Here is a 17,038-nt window from a genome sequence, read left to right as displayed (position 1 = left end):
GCCACGGGAGAGAGGAACTCATGATATCCCGGCATGATCTGTATGGCCTCCAGTGTGGCACTCTCCATGTGTTCGTTGATTTGCCGGAACGTGCGGTCCGTGATGCATTCGTCGACGAGGCCATCCGCGAGATGGAAGAGGCACGGAAAAAGGGGAAAAAAAGACTCCTGACCGGGCGCTTCGCCCGGGAGGAGCTGCAGCGCAAAATCGAGCGATTGGCGGCGCATCTCGCCACGGTAATCGATCTGGCCGCGCGAATGAAGGCCGCGCGCGATGGCGGCGACGCGCGCGAGGAAAACCGGCTGTTTCGTGCCATCGTGATCGCGAAATGGTTGGGTAGCGCGCTCATCAAAGCGCTGCTTGGTGGCCTAACGGCGGGGATGTCGCGCGTGGCGCTGGTGGGCGGCAAGAAGTTAGAGCTGGTGGCGCAGACGGGACACAGCGGCCTGATTCGCCTGATCTCTTTCAGCGCCGACGGCTCGCGGCTGATCACCGCAGCTGGCGACGGGCGCGCCATCTCATGGGCCGCGGCGACGGGTGACGAGCTCTACACCTTCTGGCTTGATTCCGCGAAGATGGGCGAGCCGGCCGGCGTGGCCCTGTCGCCTGACGGAAGGCAAATGGTCGTCGTGGGCGGCGAAGGGGCGGCGATCCGTTATCCGCTGCTGGATGAGATGAAGTGGCTATCTCTGCACGCTCCGTTCAGACTGCGCAAGGTGCGATTCGCTGCGTTCTCGTCGGACGGTGCGAGGCTCGTCACGTCGGGCGCGGAGACGATCGTGTGGGCCGTCAAGGAGGGGAGGGTCGAGGCAGCGCGCCGGTTCGGTGAGCGGAGCGACCCGACGGCGACCGTGGCGGCGTTCTCGCCGCGCGGCGATCTCGTGCTCACGGAGGGGCCCAATCACGACGCTATTCTCTGGAATGCAAGGACGGGGGCCCAGCTCCAGGCACTTTCAGGGCATGCGGCGCCGGTGCGGGCCGCCGCCTTCTCTGCTGACGGCGCTCGCGTTGCCACGCTCGACACGGCGGGTGTCGTGATCGTGTGGGACGCGCACACCGCGGGTCGGCTCCTCGAATTGGCGATCTCGAGCGCGCCGACCTCGATCGCGCTCTCGACCGACGGACGGTTGCTCTTGACGGTGTCGCCCGGAGCGGCGGTGCAGCTGTGGGAGCTCGACGCCCAACCGCCCGCGCCGCGCGCTTCGGTCGCGCAGGCGCTCGCCATGATCGGTGGAGCGATCCAGGCGGCGGATCTGTCGCCTTCGGCGCTGTTGACGTTGCTGGTGGTTGGCATGGCAGACGGCTCGCTTTACGCCATAGATTGCGTAAGCGGTGACGTGGTGTGGTCGGTCAAGGCGATGCGGCTCGCGCCGACCTGGATTGAATTCGCCGCTGATGGGCGCCGCTTCACAGTGGCACGCGAGGACGGGATGGCGCACGTGTGGGACGCCGGAACCGGCGGGCTCGCCGAGGTGCGCCCCGCGCCGGCGCCGACGCCCTCGCTGGAACTCGAAGCCATCCTTCCTGGCCAGGTGATTCGCAGTGCGCAGAGCGGCGAGGAGATTGGCTATTACGAGCGCGAGAGCATACGGAATAATCCTCTGGTCCGCGTGGAGCGATTGGGCTCGGTGGGGCGCTGGCTGCTCACGCACCGGGACGGCCAAGTGAACGTGCTTGACGAGAAGCAGCTCCCCGGACAATGGCTGCTCACCGCCGAGTGCCAGTGGGGCGCGATGATCGCGCACGCGACCACGACGGCGCTCTCACCGGACGGGCGCTTCGTGCTCGGCGGTACGGCGAGCGGCACCGTGGAGCTGTGGAGGGTCGGCGTCGCAGCGCGGCTGTGCACGCTGCTCTCGCTGGCCGACGGGAGATGGGCGGTCGCTGACGACGAGGGTCGCTACGACACGTCGCAAGATGGTGAGGCGGCGGGGCTCCACTGGCTGCTCGATCTGGAGCCGCTCGCGCTCTCGCAGCTCAAGCTGCGTTATTACGATCCGGCGCTGCTCGCCAAGAAAATGCAGCTCCGCGCGGAGCCGGTGCGCGCTGTGACGCAGCTCGCGCCAAAGCTGTTTCCGTTGGTGAGGACGACCATCCTGGAGAGGGGGCCGAGGAGGCCGACGGTGCACGTGGAGCTGGGTGGTCAGGGCAGCGGAGCCCGAACGATCCTGGAGCACGAAGCGAAGGGGCCGACGCTGTACGTGGAGCTGCGCGACCAAGGTGGCGGATTCGGAACGATACAGATCGCCATCAACGGCAAAGAGGCGCTCGTCGGCCGCCTCGCGCAGGACGAGTCTGGTCGGCCGTTCCTGGTGGCGGAAGGGCGCCGTCAGGAGTTCTGGGTCGACGCGCTCCGTGACGAGGCGACGGGTGCCATTCGCGAGATTTCGTTCGAGTTCTCGCTCGCCGGCCACCCCTACCTGCACCAAGGCGACGCCAGCAATCGAGTCACGGTCGTGGCGATGGACGCTGACGACGTGCTGGCGAGCCGCGGCAGCGAATCGCGCTTCGCGGCGGCCGGTACGCCGGGGCGCGCGCCGCCCATGCTGTGGGGCATCATCGTCGGCATCTCGCGGTACCAGGGCCCCAGTCTCCGCTTGGCCTACGCTGGTAAGGACGCCGCGGACTTCGGGAAGGCGCTGCGGTTCGTCGCCGAGCCGTTGTTCGGGGACCGCGTGAAGGTCAAAGTGCTGAGCACGGATTCCGGCGACACCGCGGAGTGGCCGACGCGCGCGAACATAGAGGCCGCCTTCAGGTGGGCCGAAGGCGCGAAGTCGGAGGACGTCCTGGTGGTGTATCTGTCGGGTCATGGCGTGCAGGTCAATGAGGGGAAGGAGGACGAGTTCTATTATCTGACCCAGGACGCGGTGGAGCGAGCGTACGCCGATCCCGTGGTCTGGCGCGCCAGCGCGCTCTCTAGCCAGGAATTGACAAAGTGGATCAAGCGCGTGCCGGCGCTCAAGCAGGTGGTGCTGCTCGACACCTGCCACGCCGGGCGGTTCCTCAAGGATCTGACGGAGGAGCGCGAGGTGCCGTCGAGCTACCAGCGCGTGCTCGAGCGGATGAGGGACCGAACCGGGCTGTGGTTGCTCGCGGGGGCGGCGGCCGACGCGGTGAGCTACGAGGCGAGCCGTTATGCGCAGGGGTTGCTCACCTACGCGCTGCTGTCCGGCATGCGCGGAGCGGCGCTGCACGGGGGCAACCTCATCGGCGTCGGCGAGCTCTACAACTACGTCGTGGATCAGGTGCCGCTCCTGGCCAAGGGGATCGGCGGCGTACAGCGCCCGTTGCTGGCGGTGCCCGCGGGAGGGTCCAGCTTCGTCATCGGAGCGGTCGACGCGGCGCGGCCCGGGAGCTTCCGTCTCGCCGTGCCTCTGCCGCTCGTCGAGCGCAGCTCGTTCCAGGATGAAGAGGAAATGGACGACGGGCTCGCGCTCGGCATGGACGTCGATGAGGCGCTACGCGATCTGGCGGAGGGGCAGCCCCCGCCGTTCGTGTTCGTCGATGCCACCGGGGTGCCGGATTCGCTCCGTCCGGCGGGGCGTTACCGCCGTGCGGCTGACGGCTCGATCCGCGTGACGGTGCGCTTGTTCCACGACCACCAGCGCGCGCTCGACCGCATGGTGGAAGGGCGCGCCGACGCCGTGGACGCGCTCGCTCGCCGCATCGCGGCGATGATGGCGGAGAGCATCCGCCAGGCGCGCGGTCCGATTGCCTGAGGTCTAGCAAAGGCGGGCAAGTCGCGGCGAAGCGCCTCGCGGGCGACCCAGGTTGAGATCGCGGTATCCGCGCTCGATCCCTGGCAACGAAACACGCTCGGCGTCCACGTGATCCGCGTTGTGGAGGCTTCCTCCTCTCGCGAGCGCTTCACCGGACCTTGCGGAGCCTGGCTCCGCCGGCGCCGGGCGGCGGCGCCGCCGCCGCGGCCTGGAGCGGGCGGATCTCCAGGCCCCGCCGCCGCAAGGCGTGGGCGATGCCCGCCTGGAGATCACCGCGGGTGGTCACGCCGCTCAGGTCCACGCCGAGCTGCACGATGGTCTGCGCGACGGTGGGCGCGATGCCGACGAGCACGACCTCGGCGCCGAGCAGCGCCGCCGCGCGGACGGCCCGGAGCAGATGGTCGGCGACCCCCGTGTCCACCATCGGGACGCCGGTGACGTCGATGAGGACGACCGAGGCCTGCTCGCGCTCGATCGCGGAGAGCAGCGAGCCCATGATCTGCGCGCTCCGGTTCGAGTCGACCGTGCCCACGAGCGGCAGCACAAGGATCCCGTCGTGGACCGGGATGACGGGCGTCGAGAGCTCGCGCACGACCTCGAGCAGCCGCGCCTGGTGGTCGTAGGCTTGCTCGAGCTGCGCGAGCTGCTCGGTCCGCTCCCGGTCCCTCCGCGCCCGGAGGATCGCGGCGGCGAGCTGGTTCCCGAACGCGGCGATGAGCGCGACCTCGTCCTCGGTGATGCGCTCGTCCGAGCTGCCGACGCCCAGCACCCCGAGCGCCTCTCCGCCCGCGCGGAGGGGCACGTACACCCCGGTCCGCAGGCCGGCGTTCGTGGCGGCCTCACCCCAGGCTTCGGCCTCGCGGCGCTCGTGGAGATCGTGGCGCACCACCGGATGGCCCTGATGAAACGCCGCGACCGCCGCGCTCCGAGGGCTGTCCAGCGGGTGCACGATGGAGAGATCAACTCCGAAGTTCCTGCCGAGCCCGGCGCGGGAGGCGAGCGCGCCGCGCTCGGGGTCCACGAGCCCGATCCAGCTGATCACGTAGCCGACCTCGTTCACCAGGAGCTCTGCCGTCCTGTCGAGCAGCGGCGCCTCCTCGGAGATCACGGCGACGGCGTCGCCGGCGCGGTAGAGCGCCTCCACCAGCCGGACCTTCTCGTCGATCTGCTTGCGGCTCCGGATGCCGAGCAGCGTCACGGCCGAGAGCTGGGCGACGAGCGTCAAGAGCTGCCGCTCCTCCGGCGAGTACACGTGAGGCGCGCCGTAGTTGGCCGACAGGGAGCCGAGGAGCCGGTCGCCGTGCATGAGCGGGAACAGCGCCATCGAGAGAATGCCCATCTTGTCGACCATGAGGCGCCGCGTCGTCTCGTGGAGACGCGGGTCGGTGGCGCAGTCCTCGTACAGGATCGGGTCGCCCGCGGCGATCTTCTCCAGGCCGGGGTAGGCCGAGCGCTGCAGGCGCGTGCCGGCCGGGACGGGCGGCGCGCCGCCGCGCTTCCAGACGCCCACGATCTCCAGGACGCTGTTCGCGTCGTCGCAGAACCTGCTGAGGTAGAAGGCGTCGTGGCCCAGGCAGGACAGGCTCTCGACGGCCGCCGTGAACAGGGACGCCTCGTCGGTCGCGCACGTGATCGCGCGGGTCGCCGCGATCATGGCGGGCACGAGATCGAGCGGCGCCGGCGTCCCGCCGACCTCACGCGCCCCGTCGCTCGCCGGCTGTCCGTGCTGGTGTCCGTCCGGCCCTGACGTGATCGTGGGCGCTTGCCGGGACGCCAGCGGCGCAGGGATTTCATCGCGTGTCCCGTCGCGCGCCGCGGGCGATCGGCGGTCGTCTGAGTCCGTCATCCGTCCATGCTACGTCTGGTTCGCGCCAGGTGGAACCTGACGCATTCATCGCCCTACTGCGCCTGCACCCGCGGCGGTCGCGACAGAAAGCCCCGCCGGTCGGATCGAAATCGCCGCCATGTCGAGGCTGCACGACGGGTGATACTCCTCTGCTGAAGGCGGTCCGGGCGACCGTCCGCCGAGGAGAAGGCGTGATGAAGACGGACGAGCATGAGAAACACGCAGTTGGCTTCGGGCGCGAGCGAGCATTGAGCTACGACGACCAGGTGCGCCGCTTCTGGGCGGGTTATGGCGTCATGCAGCAGGTCATCGCCGAGGTGATGGTCGCCGCGCTCCCCGACGAGGAGGCCGCGTCGCTGCTGATCGTCGGCGTCGGGACCGGGAGCGAGCTGAAGCCTTTCGCGCGTTATGCGGGGGCCGGCGTTCGTTTCACGGGCGTCGATCCCTCGCCGGAGATGCTCGCCGTCGCGAGAGAGAAGCTCGCGGCGGAAGGCCTCCTCGAGCGGACGAGCCTGCATGCCTGCGAGCTGCGCGATCTCGCGCGCGGGCCCTTGTTCGACGGCGCCCAGATGATCGGCGTCCTGCACCACGTCCCGGGCGATGAGGCGCGCATCGAGCTCTTGCGGGAGGTCGCAGGGCGCCTGAAGCCGGGGGCGCCCTTCGTGATCGGCTGTCGGACTGGAGACGATCCGCTGCTGAGGGCCGTCGAGGACCGGCGGGCCCTCGCGGAGGGGCGGCCGCCCGAGGCGGCGGAGCAACGACGGAAGGCCATGGCGTCGTTGAAGATGCCGGCCTCGGACGCCGAGGTCTTCGCGCTCCTGGCCCAGGCAGGCTTCATTGCGCCTCGCCTGATCTTCTGCGAGCTGCAAATCAAGACCTGGGTGACGCGCTACGAGCCATCCACGCTCGGCGCGTGACGCGGCGACACGCGGCGACACGCGGGGCCGCGGCTCCGCCCGATGTTGCTCCTCGTCAACCTGGCAGAGCTCGACGCGACGGTACGGGAGAAGCGTGGCAGAACGCCGCAGTGAGGCACGCGCGCGGTTCGCGCGTGGAAGGGAACGACAGGCGATGAGGTGCGCTCATCGGGCGCAAGCGCGTTCACGCAAGCTCCTTCCGCTCGTTTCTCTCGACGAACGCTCAGCCCGCACGCCTGGATCGCGCTTTGCAGTTACGTAAGACATGCCGCAAGACATGCTGCAAGACGTACATCGACACGCCGCGTTCATCGTGGGAGTCGTGGGGTTCTCGCTGACGCTCGGCTGCGCCGGCGAGCCTGGAACAGCCGAGGCGATCGAGGAGAGCGCCGATGCGTTTTCAACGGCGCCGGGGGAGCCGAACCACGAGGAGATCACCAGCACGGCGCTGTCGTTCCTGAAGCCTGCGGTGATCAGCGCTCTGAAGATCGGCAATGTGTCGACGGACGCCGAGTTCCACTTCAGCAATGCTGCCCACTTCGATGACTGCAACTTCAGCGGAGGAGCCGCCTTCATCGCCGAGAAGCAAGCCGAGGCGGTGGCGGCGCTGGGCCCGGGCATCGCGCAGCTGGACGGCGATGCGCTGGCATTGCTGGCGTTTTCCCGTTCGCTTCACGCGGTGCAGGACTTCTACGCACACACGAACTGGGTCGAGCTCGGCGGCGACGTCCTCGTGGACCAGTCGCTCACGGCGTTCCCCGCGCTCACGCCGTACTCCGCCGTGCCTTCGACGGGCTTCATCGTTGTGCAGGGCAAGAAGCCGAGGGAGACGGCGGTGACGCGCGACGACGATGCGCCGTACCCGGAGTACGCGATCGTGACCTTCCGCCAGCGGCGGACGACCGCCTACGGCCTTGTCTCGGGCACCGTCGACTACGAGCCAGGCGACCACTGTCCGCCCCCGGTGGCGATGACCCACGACGAGCTCAGCAAGGACAAGACCTCCTTAACCGATCGCGTCGAGCAGCACCTCGCGGCGAAGTCGCTCGCGATCCAGCAGACGCGTCATGAGTGGTGCCGGCTCAACCAGCTCGCTCACGACGCGTGGGGCGACGCCGGGACCGCGCGCCTCGCGGCGTGGGTGGCCGACCCGAGCTCGGCGCCCGACTGCACCACCGAATGAGGCGGAGGCGTTCTGGCGCGCTTCGTCAGCGAGGCGCGCCGGGTCGAGAGGGCGAGTCGCCGCCGCTCACCGACCTTCGATGACCAGATCGCGGAGCGTGTCGTCGAGCTCGGCGCGCGCCATGGCCACGTCCTCGATGCGCTGGGTGATCTTCGCGCCGATCTCCTCCGATTGTCGGGTCACCTCGGCGAGCCGGTCGAGCATGGTCTGGCGGAGCTTGCCGGCCTGGGGCGTGCGCTCGATGGTCCTCAGGCTCTCGCGCAGCTCGGCGGCGCGGTCGATCAGCTCGGAGCGCCTCCGCCGCAGCGGGTCGAGCTCGTCGTTCGCCGCGTCGAGCGCGCGCCGGAGCGCGAGCGCGCGGTCCAGCCTCGCGCGGAGCTCGGCCGGGAGGCTCGAGCCCTTCAGGTAGAGCGAGAGCCGCTCGCTGTCGGCCTGGACGAGCGGGATCTCGCTCTGAGACACCCGCGTCTCCTCGACCACGACCTTCTGGGGCGCGCCGGGCGCGAGCTTCTTCTCGACGAGGCAGGCGTCCGGCGTCGCGTCCGTGCACCCTGCGAGGCCCTGCGGCTCGAACCCTGTCGCCCTCGCGTGGCGGATGAGCAATGTCTCCGGCACGTCCCGGCCGGGCCTCACATCGTAGACCGTCACGCGCCGGTACCGATCCTCCACGCGCAGCGCGCCGCGGGACAGCGACACGAACCGCACCGGCACATCCGTGGTCATGCTCGTCGCGCGCACCTCGGTCGAGCTGTCGATGGCGTACGGGATCGTCGCGCTCTCCCCGGGCAAAAGGCGCGTGAGCGCCCCCTCGCCCACGAAGGTCCCGCCGGAGAAGATCGACACGGATCCGGGCTGGAGACCGAGCGCGCTCCGGTTCTCGATCTGCGCGGCGCGGAAGGGGTGGGTCGCGCTCGCGGGCGCCGCGGGATCGGGGCGGAACAGGAGGACGTCCGCGCCCGCGACCGGGCGGTTGATGAGCGTGATCAGCGCCGACGACTTCTTCGGGAGCGTCACCGGGTTCGCGATCGCGTACCGGAAGGCCCCGGCCACGGCGTCCACGCTCGCCGCGCCCTCCGGCACCTTCTCCATCGCCTCGGGCGTGACGGCCGGCGCCTCGCGCCCCCGGCTGGGGGCCTGCGGCTGCCCGACGTCCAGGGCGCGCAGGGCGACGCGGCGGTTGCGCTGCCGGGCTTCCTCGGTGTCGCCGGCGACGAGGGGCATCTGGGTGCCGTGCGAGCGCGTCACGAGTTCGGCCGTGACCCCGAGCTGGAGGAGCGCCGCGCGCACGGCCGCGGCGCGCCGGGCCGCGAGATCCGCCGCGCCGGCCTCGTCGGACGACGCGTGCCCCTCGACCTCGAACGCGCGGAGGTGCGGGACGCTCTTGAGCGTGCGCGCGAGCTCCTCGATGAGCGGCCTCGCGCGCGGCGGGATGACGTCCGAGCCCTTGTCGAAGGGCACGGCGGTCAGGATCTGGATCTCGCTGCTGCTGGCGACGCGGACCGCGTGCGGGCAGCCGTGCCGGTCGGGTTGCGGGCTCGCCGAGCCGGGCTCGCGCGGGCAGGCGTCCTCGTGGTCGAGCACGCCGTCTCGGTCGGTGTCGGGCCCGGGCGAGCGCTCTGCGAGCACGGGGGCGAGCGCGCCGCCCTCGCCGTCGTAGACGCCCTTCAGCTCCGGCCTGTCGAGCATCGCCGGCGCGCGCAGGTTCGAGACGTAGGAGAGCGGCGCGCCCGTCGCGAGCGTCACGTCGACCTCGCTCCAGTCCTCGTCGCCGATGTTGCTGATGAGCGCCCAGGCCTGGAGGAGCGCCCGCTTCTCCTTCTGCCCCTTGGCCGGCAGGATCACGCGGTAGGTCGCCTTCCAGGCGGCGGTCGGCACCGCGTACGCGATCGACACGGGCCTCCGCGCGGCCGGCGAGAAGACGAGCTCGAGCTCGGTGGGCTCCTCGGGTCCGCTCGCCTGCCCGGAGCGCGGCAAGAGCGCGCTCACGGTGGAGGGGGTCTCGTTCGGCCCGAGGTTTTGCTCGACGACCACCATGCTCTTCAGCACGTCGTCGACCTCGCGCTCCCGGAACCGGAGCGTGAGCCGCTCGCCCGACATGACGCCGGTGCGCTCGAAGTAACCGAGGCCGTTCTGGTACAGGACGACGTGCCGCAGGCGGAGATCGACCGACGGCCCTTTCGCCAGCGGTCCGGCGCACGCGCTGAGGGCCAGCGAGAGCGCCGCGAGGAACGCGTGCTTCATGGGGGCGAGTTCCGTGGAGAAGTAGGAAGTAGGTGGAGGCGCTGGTGCGCCGGCAGTGTACCCGACGCCGATCGACGGCAAGCGGTCGAGCACGGCGGCGGCGCAGCAGCTCCCGGCTCGCCCGGCCGCGGCGAAGGCGCATACCGCCCGGCCTATCCCTGCCGCCGGACCTGCGGCCGCTAAGCCGCGGCCGCCGCGCTGGCGTCACCGCCCGCGCGCCAGCGGATCGGCGAGGCCAGGGCTTGAGCCTGAGGTAGGGCGCGGGCGCTACAGCGGGAGATGTTGCTCATCAGCGCAGCGGGACCTGCAACGATGCAGGCAGCTCCCACCTCCGCTCCCGGCGTCGTCCGCCTCGTACGAGGTCGTCGTGCTCGCGCCGCCGCTCACCGGATTCGCGACAGATTTGTTGCTCCCAGGGGCGCTCCCCCTGCGTTAAACCTTTCCTTGCCGGCGGACGGCGCGTGAGCGCGCGACGCGCTCTCCGCGGAGCGGCACGAACTCCTCTGGATGAAGATCGAAAAGGAGTACGTCTTCGTGGGCCGAGCGGGCGCGCGGCGCTCCGCGATTGGTTCGAGAGACCGTCGTCACGTGGACGCTCGCCAAAGTCCACGACGGCACCCGGATTCGCCTGCTGCATGCCGGTTTCTGCGCGACGAAGAATGATTTTTTTGTTTCGCTCGAGAGCATGAGCGAAGGATGGCCGAAGGTCGTCCGAGGACCGGCGCCATCTCCAAGGAACACAACTCCACAGAGGCAAAGAATTCAAATGGATAAGATCACCGTTACGGGATTGCCCTGGGCCCCGCCGTTCGCGCAGGGGCTTGTTCGCGACTTGCGCGTGCGCTGGGCGCTGGAGGAGGCCGGGCTTCCTTATGAGGTCAGGCTGATCGATGGCGGCGAGCGGAGCTCGCACGAATACCGTCAGAAGCACCCCTTCGGGATGGTGCCGGCTTTCGAGGCGGATGGTCGGTGGCTGTTTGAATCGGGCGCCATCGTGCATCACATCGCTGCCGACTCCGAGGCGCTGATGCCCCCCGATCGGCACGGCCGCGCCAACACGGTCGCCTGGATGTTCGCCGCGCTCAACACGGTTGATCCGCCGATCCAGAACCTCTTCGCGATGGACCTGCAGCACGGCGAAGAACAGTGGGCGAAGCTGCGGCGTCCCGCCGCTGTGGATGCGGTGAAAGTTCGGCTGGGCGCGCTCTCCGCTTGGCTCGACGGGCGCGACTATCTGGTCGATCGCTTCACCGCGGCGGACGTCCTGATGACGACCGTGCTGAAGTTCCTTCGGCACACAGACCTGGTGACCGAATTTCCCGTCCTCGACGCCTACGTCAAGCGCTGTGAGGCGCGGCCAGCCTTCCAGAAGGCCTTGCGCGACCAGATGGCGGACTACGCTCGAAGCGCTCCAGTCGCAGCCTGAGGCTGTGAATGGCCAAGGACTTCGCTCGCCGCGGCGGGCTCGACGTTCGGTCCAAGCTTGCTCACCGGCGCAGTGCCACCGGCAGCCCGATCAACCGACCGATCGCATCGTGAACGACCCGGGCCGCTACCTCGTCCCCGAGGGCGACGGCGCGGCTCTGGACGGTTCGCCGCCGCGGAATCGTCCCGCCAGGGTCGCTGCGGCGACGGGGCGGGGCCGATGAAACCGAGCGCTCCTCGGGGCGAACGGGCGGCGTGGGTGCGGCGGCCGCCGCGCGACGTGCTACACCGCGGGCTCACGCTGGCCCTCCGGGGCGATCGCCCTCCGAGCATCGATATGACTCAGCCCCAGCCCCACAATCCTCTTCACGGTGTCACGCTCCAGATGATCCTCGAGCACCTGGTCGCGCAGCATGGCTGGGAGCAGCTCGGACGCATGATCAACATTCGCTGCTTCAAGTACGATCCCAGCATCAAGTCGAGCCTGCAATTCCTGCGGCGGACCCCGTGGGCCCGACAGCAGGTGGAGGCTCTCTACCTGCGGGACAAAGCCAAGCCCAGCCCGTGATCGGCCTGCTCGATCGCACGCCGAGTACCGGGATCCGGGAGCGACGCGGTGTCCCGAGCTTCATCAGCGTCGAGAGCTTCAGGTCTCGTTCGCTCACGGCGAGCAGCCAGGTGTCCGAGGTGGCTGCCGCCTGCCATATCCGACGGCCACCCCGCCCTGTCAAGCATCGCCCCGGGACGACCAGGCCCCGGTCTTGATGCCGCGGGTGCGCATCACTTCCTCCAACGCTGGGGTCAGGCGCCCGGGGCGCGCACGAACTGCTCGTAGACCACGAGCGTGACCGGCTTGTCGTTGGCGACCTTGACGAGGATGCTCTTGACGCGCAGCCATTCGAGGCCGGTCTTGCCGGCGCCCACGCGCGGTACGCCGATCCGCGCGATCCCCGCCTCGGCGGCGTGCGTCACCATCGCGACGAGCGAGCGCTCGAGCGCGGCGAGCGAGGGCCTCTTCGTCGCGTTCTCCTGGATCGCGAGGGTGTACACGGTGTCGCCGCCCTCGTTCCAGACGAAGGCCTCCCCGAGCTGGAGCTTCCGCTCGGCGCTCCGCTGCTCGAACGCCGGGAGAAGGCCCGGCCAGCGCTTCTTGAAGGCCACGGAGATCCCCGTGTCCATCTTGCCCACGCAGCTCACGCCGTGCGCGTACGCGTGGAGATCCGGGGTGTTGAGGAGATCGCCCTTGGTGAAGATCGTCGGCACGCGGCGCACCCTAGCACTGCCGCGGTCAGTTTCGTGAGATGCCGACGGGCTCGCGAATGCGAGGCGAGGGGCCGCCTATGCCCCTGCCACTCGAGCGCGCCGTTCCGGCCCACCCGGTACGTCCGCACCGGCGCTCCCCGTACGAGCCGGTCGTGCTCGCTCCGGCGCGCGGCGTCCTCCTCCAGCCCGAGCAGCCGACCGATCGCCTCGTGAACGACCCAGGCCGCCACCTCATCCCCGAGGGCGGGCGACGGCGCGGCTCAGGGGGCCGACGAGTGAGGCGACCACGGCCGCCCGGGGCGACGGATCGGCCACGGCGAGCTCCCCAGGCCCGGCGCCTGACCGCTGGGCCCGGGTCGCATTTCATGAAGACCTGCGGCGCGGCGAGGAGATTTTCTGGGATGCCTCCCCCGCTGCTGTCGGTCTAGCGGGATCGCGAGCGCTGGCGCCGCACCCCGAGCGCGGCCACCGCGATCGTGAAGAGCGAAGCGTAGGACGCGCTCCGCGGCGACTCGTCGCCGGTCACGCGGCAGCCGCAACCGCCGTCATCCTCGCTGCCGCCCGCGCTGCCGGTACCGGTCGTGGCGGCCGTGGTCGCGGATGTCGTGTCACCGCCAGTGCCCATACCGCCGCTGCCATTGCCTCCGGCGCCGCCGGTGCCCATACCGCCGGTGCCGCCGGTGCCATTGCCGCCGGTGCCATTGCTGCCGGTGCCATTGCCGCCGGAGCCGCCGGTGCCATTGCCGCCGGTGCCGCCGGCGCCCATGCCGCCGCCGCTACCCATACCACCACCCATACCACCCTCGCCCGACGCGTCGCAGGCGTCGCCGATGGCATTGCTATTGGAGTCCGCCTGGTCGGGGTTCGGCTCCGTCGGGCAGTTGTCGCAGGCGTCCCCGACGCCGTCGGCATCCGCATCCGACTGAACAACGTTGACCACGGTCGGGCAGTTGTCGCAGGCGTCGCCGACGCCGTCGGCGTCGGTGTCGGTCTGCGCGGTGTTGGACACCGTGAGGCAGTTATCCATGCTGTTGAGGACCGTGTCGAGGTCGATGTCGGCGGCGCTCGGCACGCCGCACGCGGTCCAGGTCGTCGACCAGGGCTCGCTGGCCTCGTCGCGGCCGCTGACGCCATTGCTGCCCATCGTGACCTGGCCGGTCTCCGTGAGGTCAACGCGACACGTGTTGACCGTTGTCGTATTCGTCGAGAGGGGCGCGTGCAGCGCGGGATTGTCCGCCGTGTCCGGCAGATACGTCGAGCCGCTGACCGTGACGCCCGTCTTGCTCACCGGGGCCTGGGGCCCCGCCGTTCCATAGAACACGTAATCGACGTCGGTCACGAGGTTCGTCATGCCATCCCAGTAAAACAGAATGACCGGCTCGCCCCCATTGGTGAATCCCCACGCGGTGCCGACCCCGTTCGTGACTGGTACGAGCATGTCAGGGACAGCGGGGCTCGTCGTGGTCGCGGCGCCCGTTGCGATCTCGTACGTGGGATAGATCCCGTATCCGGTGAACGGGCTCGTCACGCCGCAGGAGGTCCTGAAGCACTCGCCGCCGGCGATCGCCACGTACTGGGTCTCACCCGGCTGGATGACAGCGCCGGCGGGGAATCGCACGATGAAGTCGCTGGTGGCGGCGGGCGCCCCGGCGACGGCCACGTTGTAATACGTGTTGTAATCGGCGAGGTAATAATCGGTCAGGACGATCGGCGTGTTTCCGGGGTTCCGGAACGCGACGGACTCCGCCTGTGTCGGGGAGACGACGACCTCCATCAGCACGAGCTTCTCCGCCGCGGCGTGCGCCGCCGCTGGAAGCAGGACCATCGTGGAGAAGGAGAGAATCGAAGTGAGGCGCTTCATGAAGCGTACCCTAAACCAAACCCGGAGAGAATGAAAGGCCCAGGGGGCGTCAGTCTCGATCATCTCAAAGCGTCTCCGAGGGCGGCGCGCGCGCTCGACGCAGCCACCACATCGGCGCCAAGAGAAAGCTGTTCGACCTCCGGCGCGCGACAGCGATCCAGAATCTCGAGGCTGCCCAGCGGCAGATGAAGGCGGCAGCGTAACCTATTGGACTCAGACGGTTTTCAACATGCTCGGCGCTCTAGCTAGGTCTCAATGCGGCAACGGCCGGCGATGGTATCGCCCGGTGACAAGGTTCCTCGACCCACCGACATGGGCCGAGTGTACACCCCCAGAGCCCAAGGCGGAGATCAGGGTGAGAGAGAGTTCGGAGACCTGCGGATCTGGTGGCCCCCCTTCTACGAGCACGATGGCGGCCTCATGATCCAGGCTGCCCCTGCCCGCCAGGGTTCTTCGATTCCGACGACGCTTCGTAGCCGCACGGCGATCGACGCGCGGCCCACGTCGCGCGCTCAGCAGCTCGTCGCCGTGTCGCCCCCGTCGGTGATGCACGTGTCGAATCCGAGATCGCCGTTTGCCGTATCGCCACCCTGACCATCCGCCACGTCGATCGTATCGTTGCCGAGGCCGCCGGACATGATGTCCGTGCCCTCGTGATCGATCAGCGTGTCGTCTCCTTTCTGACCGTCGAGGTTGTCGTTGCCGGGCCCGCCGTAGATGGTGTCGTTGCCGTTGTCGAACAGGTACAGCAGGCTGCCCAGGAACGTTTCTCCGTAGTTCGAGTCGTTCCCCGCCTCTCCATACAGCGTGTCCTGACCGTTGCCGCCGCCCAGCGTGTCGTCGCCGTCCCCGCCGTGCAGTACGTCGTCACCGTTGCCGCCATCGAGCACGTCGTTGCCCGAGCCCCCGTACAGGGTGTCGTTGCCGTTGTTGCCTTTGATGGTGTCGTTGCCGCCCAGGCCGCAAATCACGTCATTCGAATTGGTGCCGTTGAGCGTGTCGTTGCCGCTGGTTCCAATGATGGTGCACCCATGTCCATTATTGACGGTCGTCGACTCGCTGTCGGAATTGTCCCCGGGATTCGGATCATTTTCGGTGGCGCTCACCGCGCTGCTCGCGGTGATGGTACCGGTGGCACCAGGCTCCACCGTGATGGTGACCGTGGCCTGTCCCGAGGCAGAGAGCGTACCCAGCGCACAGTCGATGGTGGCGCCCGTCACCGTGCACGAGCCCTGGGATGCAACGGCAGCAGTCACGGTACCCGTCGCGCCGGAAAGCGTCGTGCTGGCATCGACGTTCGTCGCATCGGCCGTGCCCACGTTGTCGATGGTCAGCGTGTAGCTGTAGCTGTCCCCGAGCGAGGCGGGATCGGCCGAGTCCGTGAGCGCTGCAGTCAGGTCGGGCTCGGTGTCGCAGGCGTCCCCGACGCCGTCGGCATCCGCATCCGACTGCACCCCATTGGCCACGGTCGGGCAGTTGTCGCAGGCGTCCCCGACGCTGTCGGCGTCGGTGTCGGTCTGCGCGGCGTTGGACACCGTGAGGCAGTTATCCATGCTGTTGAGGACCGTGTCGAGGTCGATATCGGCGGCGCTCGGCACGCCGCACGCGGTCCAGGTCGTCGACCAGGGCTCGCTGGTCTCGTCGCGGCCGCTGACGCCATTGCTGCCCATCGTGACCTGGCCGGTCTCCGTGAGGTCCACGCGACACGTGTTGATCGTTGTCGTATTCATCGACAGGGGCGCGTGCAGCGCGGGATTGTCCGCCGTGTCCGGCAGGTACGTCGAGCCGTTGACCGTGACGCCCGTCTTGTTCACCGGGGCCTGGGGCCCCGCCGCTCCATAAAACACGTAATCGACGTCGGTCACGAGGTTCGTCATGCCATCCCAGTAGAACAGAATGACCGGCTCGCCCCCATTGGTGAATCCCCACGCGGTGCCGACCCCGTTCGTGACCGGCACGAGCATGTCAGGGACAGCGGGGCTCGTCGTGGTCGCGGCGCCCGTTGCGATCTCGTACGTGGGATAGATCCCGTATCCGGTGAACGGGCTCGTCACGCCGCAGGAGGTCCTGAAGCACTCGCCGCCGGCGATCGCCACGTACTGGGTCTCGCCCGGCTGGATGACAGCGCCGGCGGGGAATCGCACGATGAAGTCGCTGGTGGCGGCGGGCGCCCCGGCGACGGCCACGTTGTAATACGTGTTGTAATCGGCGAGGTAATAATCGGTCAGGACGATCGGCGTGTTTCCGGGGTTCCGGATCGCGACGGACTCGGCCTGTGTCGGGGAGACGACCACCTCCATCAGCAGGAGCTTCTCCGCCGAGGTGAGCGCGTCATGGGCCTCGCCCACGGCCTCCCCGCTTTCGTCTCCGTCGGCCGCGGAGGGGCCGGCGCTGGTGCAGCCCGCGAGCAGCAGGGAAGAGAGAGCCGGGATCGTCAGAGCGTGGAGAAGTGAGCCTGCAAGAGACCGCATGGGTGTCATCCTTTCAATGTCGTGCTTGCGCTGGCTGGAGAAGGGTCGGGCCGAATTCAAGTTTGATGCCAGCGTCGAATCGGCGCATTCGGAGGTGATGTTGACGCAGCCC

The 17,038-nt window shown here is 69.1% G+C and carries 10 protein-coding genes; 5 read left to right on the top strand and 5 right to left on the bottom strand.

The window, feature by feature from the left end; genetic code table 11:
* Positions 1–20 precede the first annotated feature (20 nt).
* Complete coding sequence (locus WMF14_RS36670; RefSeq protein ID WP_437793851.1) at positions 21–3,719, top strand: caspase family protein; 3,699 nt, start codon at positions 21–23, stop codon at positions 3,717–3,719.
* Between the two features lie 148 nt (positions 3,720–3,867).
* Here the strand turns inward: WMF14_RS36670 and WMF14_RS36665 are convergent, their stop codons facing one another.
* Positions 3,868–5,565, bottom strand: a complete 1,698-nt coding sequence (locus WMF14_RS36665; protein WP_437793848.1) for a GAF domain-containing protein — start codon at positions 5,563–5,565, stop codon at positions 3,868–3,870.
* A gap of 194 nt (positions 5,566–5,759) precedes the next feature.
* Here WMF14_RS36665 and WMF14_RS36660 point away from each other — a divergent pair, with 194 nt between their 5' ends.
* A complete protein-coding gene (locus WMF14_RS36660) occupies positions 5,760–6,482 on the top strand; it encodes an SAM-dependent methyltransferase (RefSeq protein WP_437793845.1) in 723 nt (240 codons plus the stop codon).
* A 277-nt stretch (positions 6,483–6,759) separates the two neighbouring features.
* A complete protein-coding gene (locus WMF14_RS36655; protein WP_437793843.1) occupies positions 6,760–7,665 on the top strand; it encodes a hypothetical protein in 906 nt (301 codons plus the stop codon).
* Between the two features lie 66 nt (positions 7,666–7,731).
* On the opposite strand, the gene WMF14_RS36650 is transcribed toward WMF14_RS36655, so the two are convergent.
* Positions 7,732–9,906, bottom strand: a complete 2,175-nt coding sequence (locus WMF14_RS36650; protein WP_437793840.1) for an OmpA family protein — start codon at positions 9,904–9,906, stop codon at positions 7,732–7,734.
* 766 nt (positions 9,907–10,672) lie between these two features.
* Here WMF14_RS36650 and WMF14_RS36645 point away from each other — a divergent pair.
* Positions 10,673–11,332: a glutathione S-transferase family protein gene (locus WMF14_RS36645; protein ID WP_437793838.1), complete on the top strand. Its 660-nt coding sequence runs from the start codon at positions 10,673–10,675 to the stop codon at positions 11,330–11,332.
* A gap of 336 nt (positions 11,333–11,668) precedes the next feature.
* Positions 11,669–11,899: a VF530 family protein gene (locus WMF14_RS36640; protein ID WP_272095787.1), complete on the top strand. Its 231-nt coding sequence runs from the start codon at positions 11,669–11,671 to the stop codon at positions 11,897–11,899.
* A 233-nt stretch (positions 11,900–12,132) separates the two neighbouring features.
* On the opposite strand, the gene WMF14_RS36635 is transcribed toward WMF14_RS36640, so the two are convergent.
* The 3 genes from WMF14_RS36635 to WMF14_RS36625 all read right to left on the bottom strand — a co-directional run bounded on the left by WMF14_RS36635 (position 12,133) and on the right by WMF14_RS36625 (position 16,986).
* On the bottom strand, positions 12,133–12,594 hold the full coding sequence (locus tag WMF14_RS36635; RefSeq protein WP_437793835.1) for a macro domain-containing protein: 462 nt from the start codon (positions 12,592–12,594) through the stop codon (positions 12,133–12,135).
* 424 nt (positions 12,595–13,018) lie between these two features.
* Positions 13,019–14,455, bottom strand: coding sequence for a thrombospondin type 3 repeat-containing protein (locus WMF14_RS36630; RefSeq protein ID WP_437793832.1), 1,437 nt, complete (start codon positions 14,453–14,455; stop codon positions 13,019–13,021).
* A gap of 512 nt (positions 14,456–14,967) precedes the next feature.
* The gene (locus WMF14_RS36625) at positions 14,968–16,986 is read right to left on the bottom strand and encodes a thrombospondin type 3 repeat-containing protein (protein WP_437793829.1); all 2,019 of its coding nucleotides are present in this window, start codon (positions 16,984–16,986) and stop codon (positions 14,968–14,970) included.
* Positions 16,987–17,038: the final 52 nt, after the last annotated feature.

Source organism: Sorangium sp. So ce693 (assembly GCF_051521375.1).
In the GTDB taxonomy this organism is placed as follows: Bacteria; Myxococcota_A; Polyangia; order Polyangiales; family Polyangiaceae; genus Sorangium; species Sorangium atrum.
This window is presented reverse-complemented; position numbering and strand designations above follow the sequence as displayed.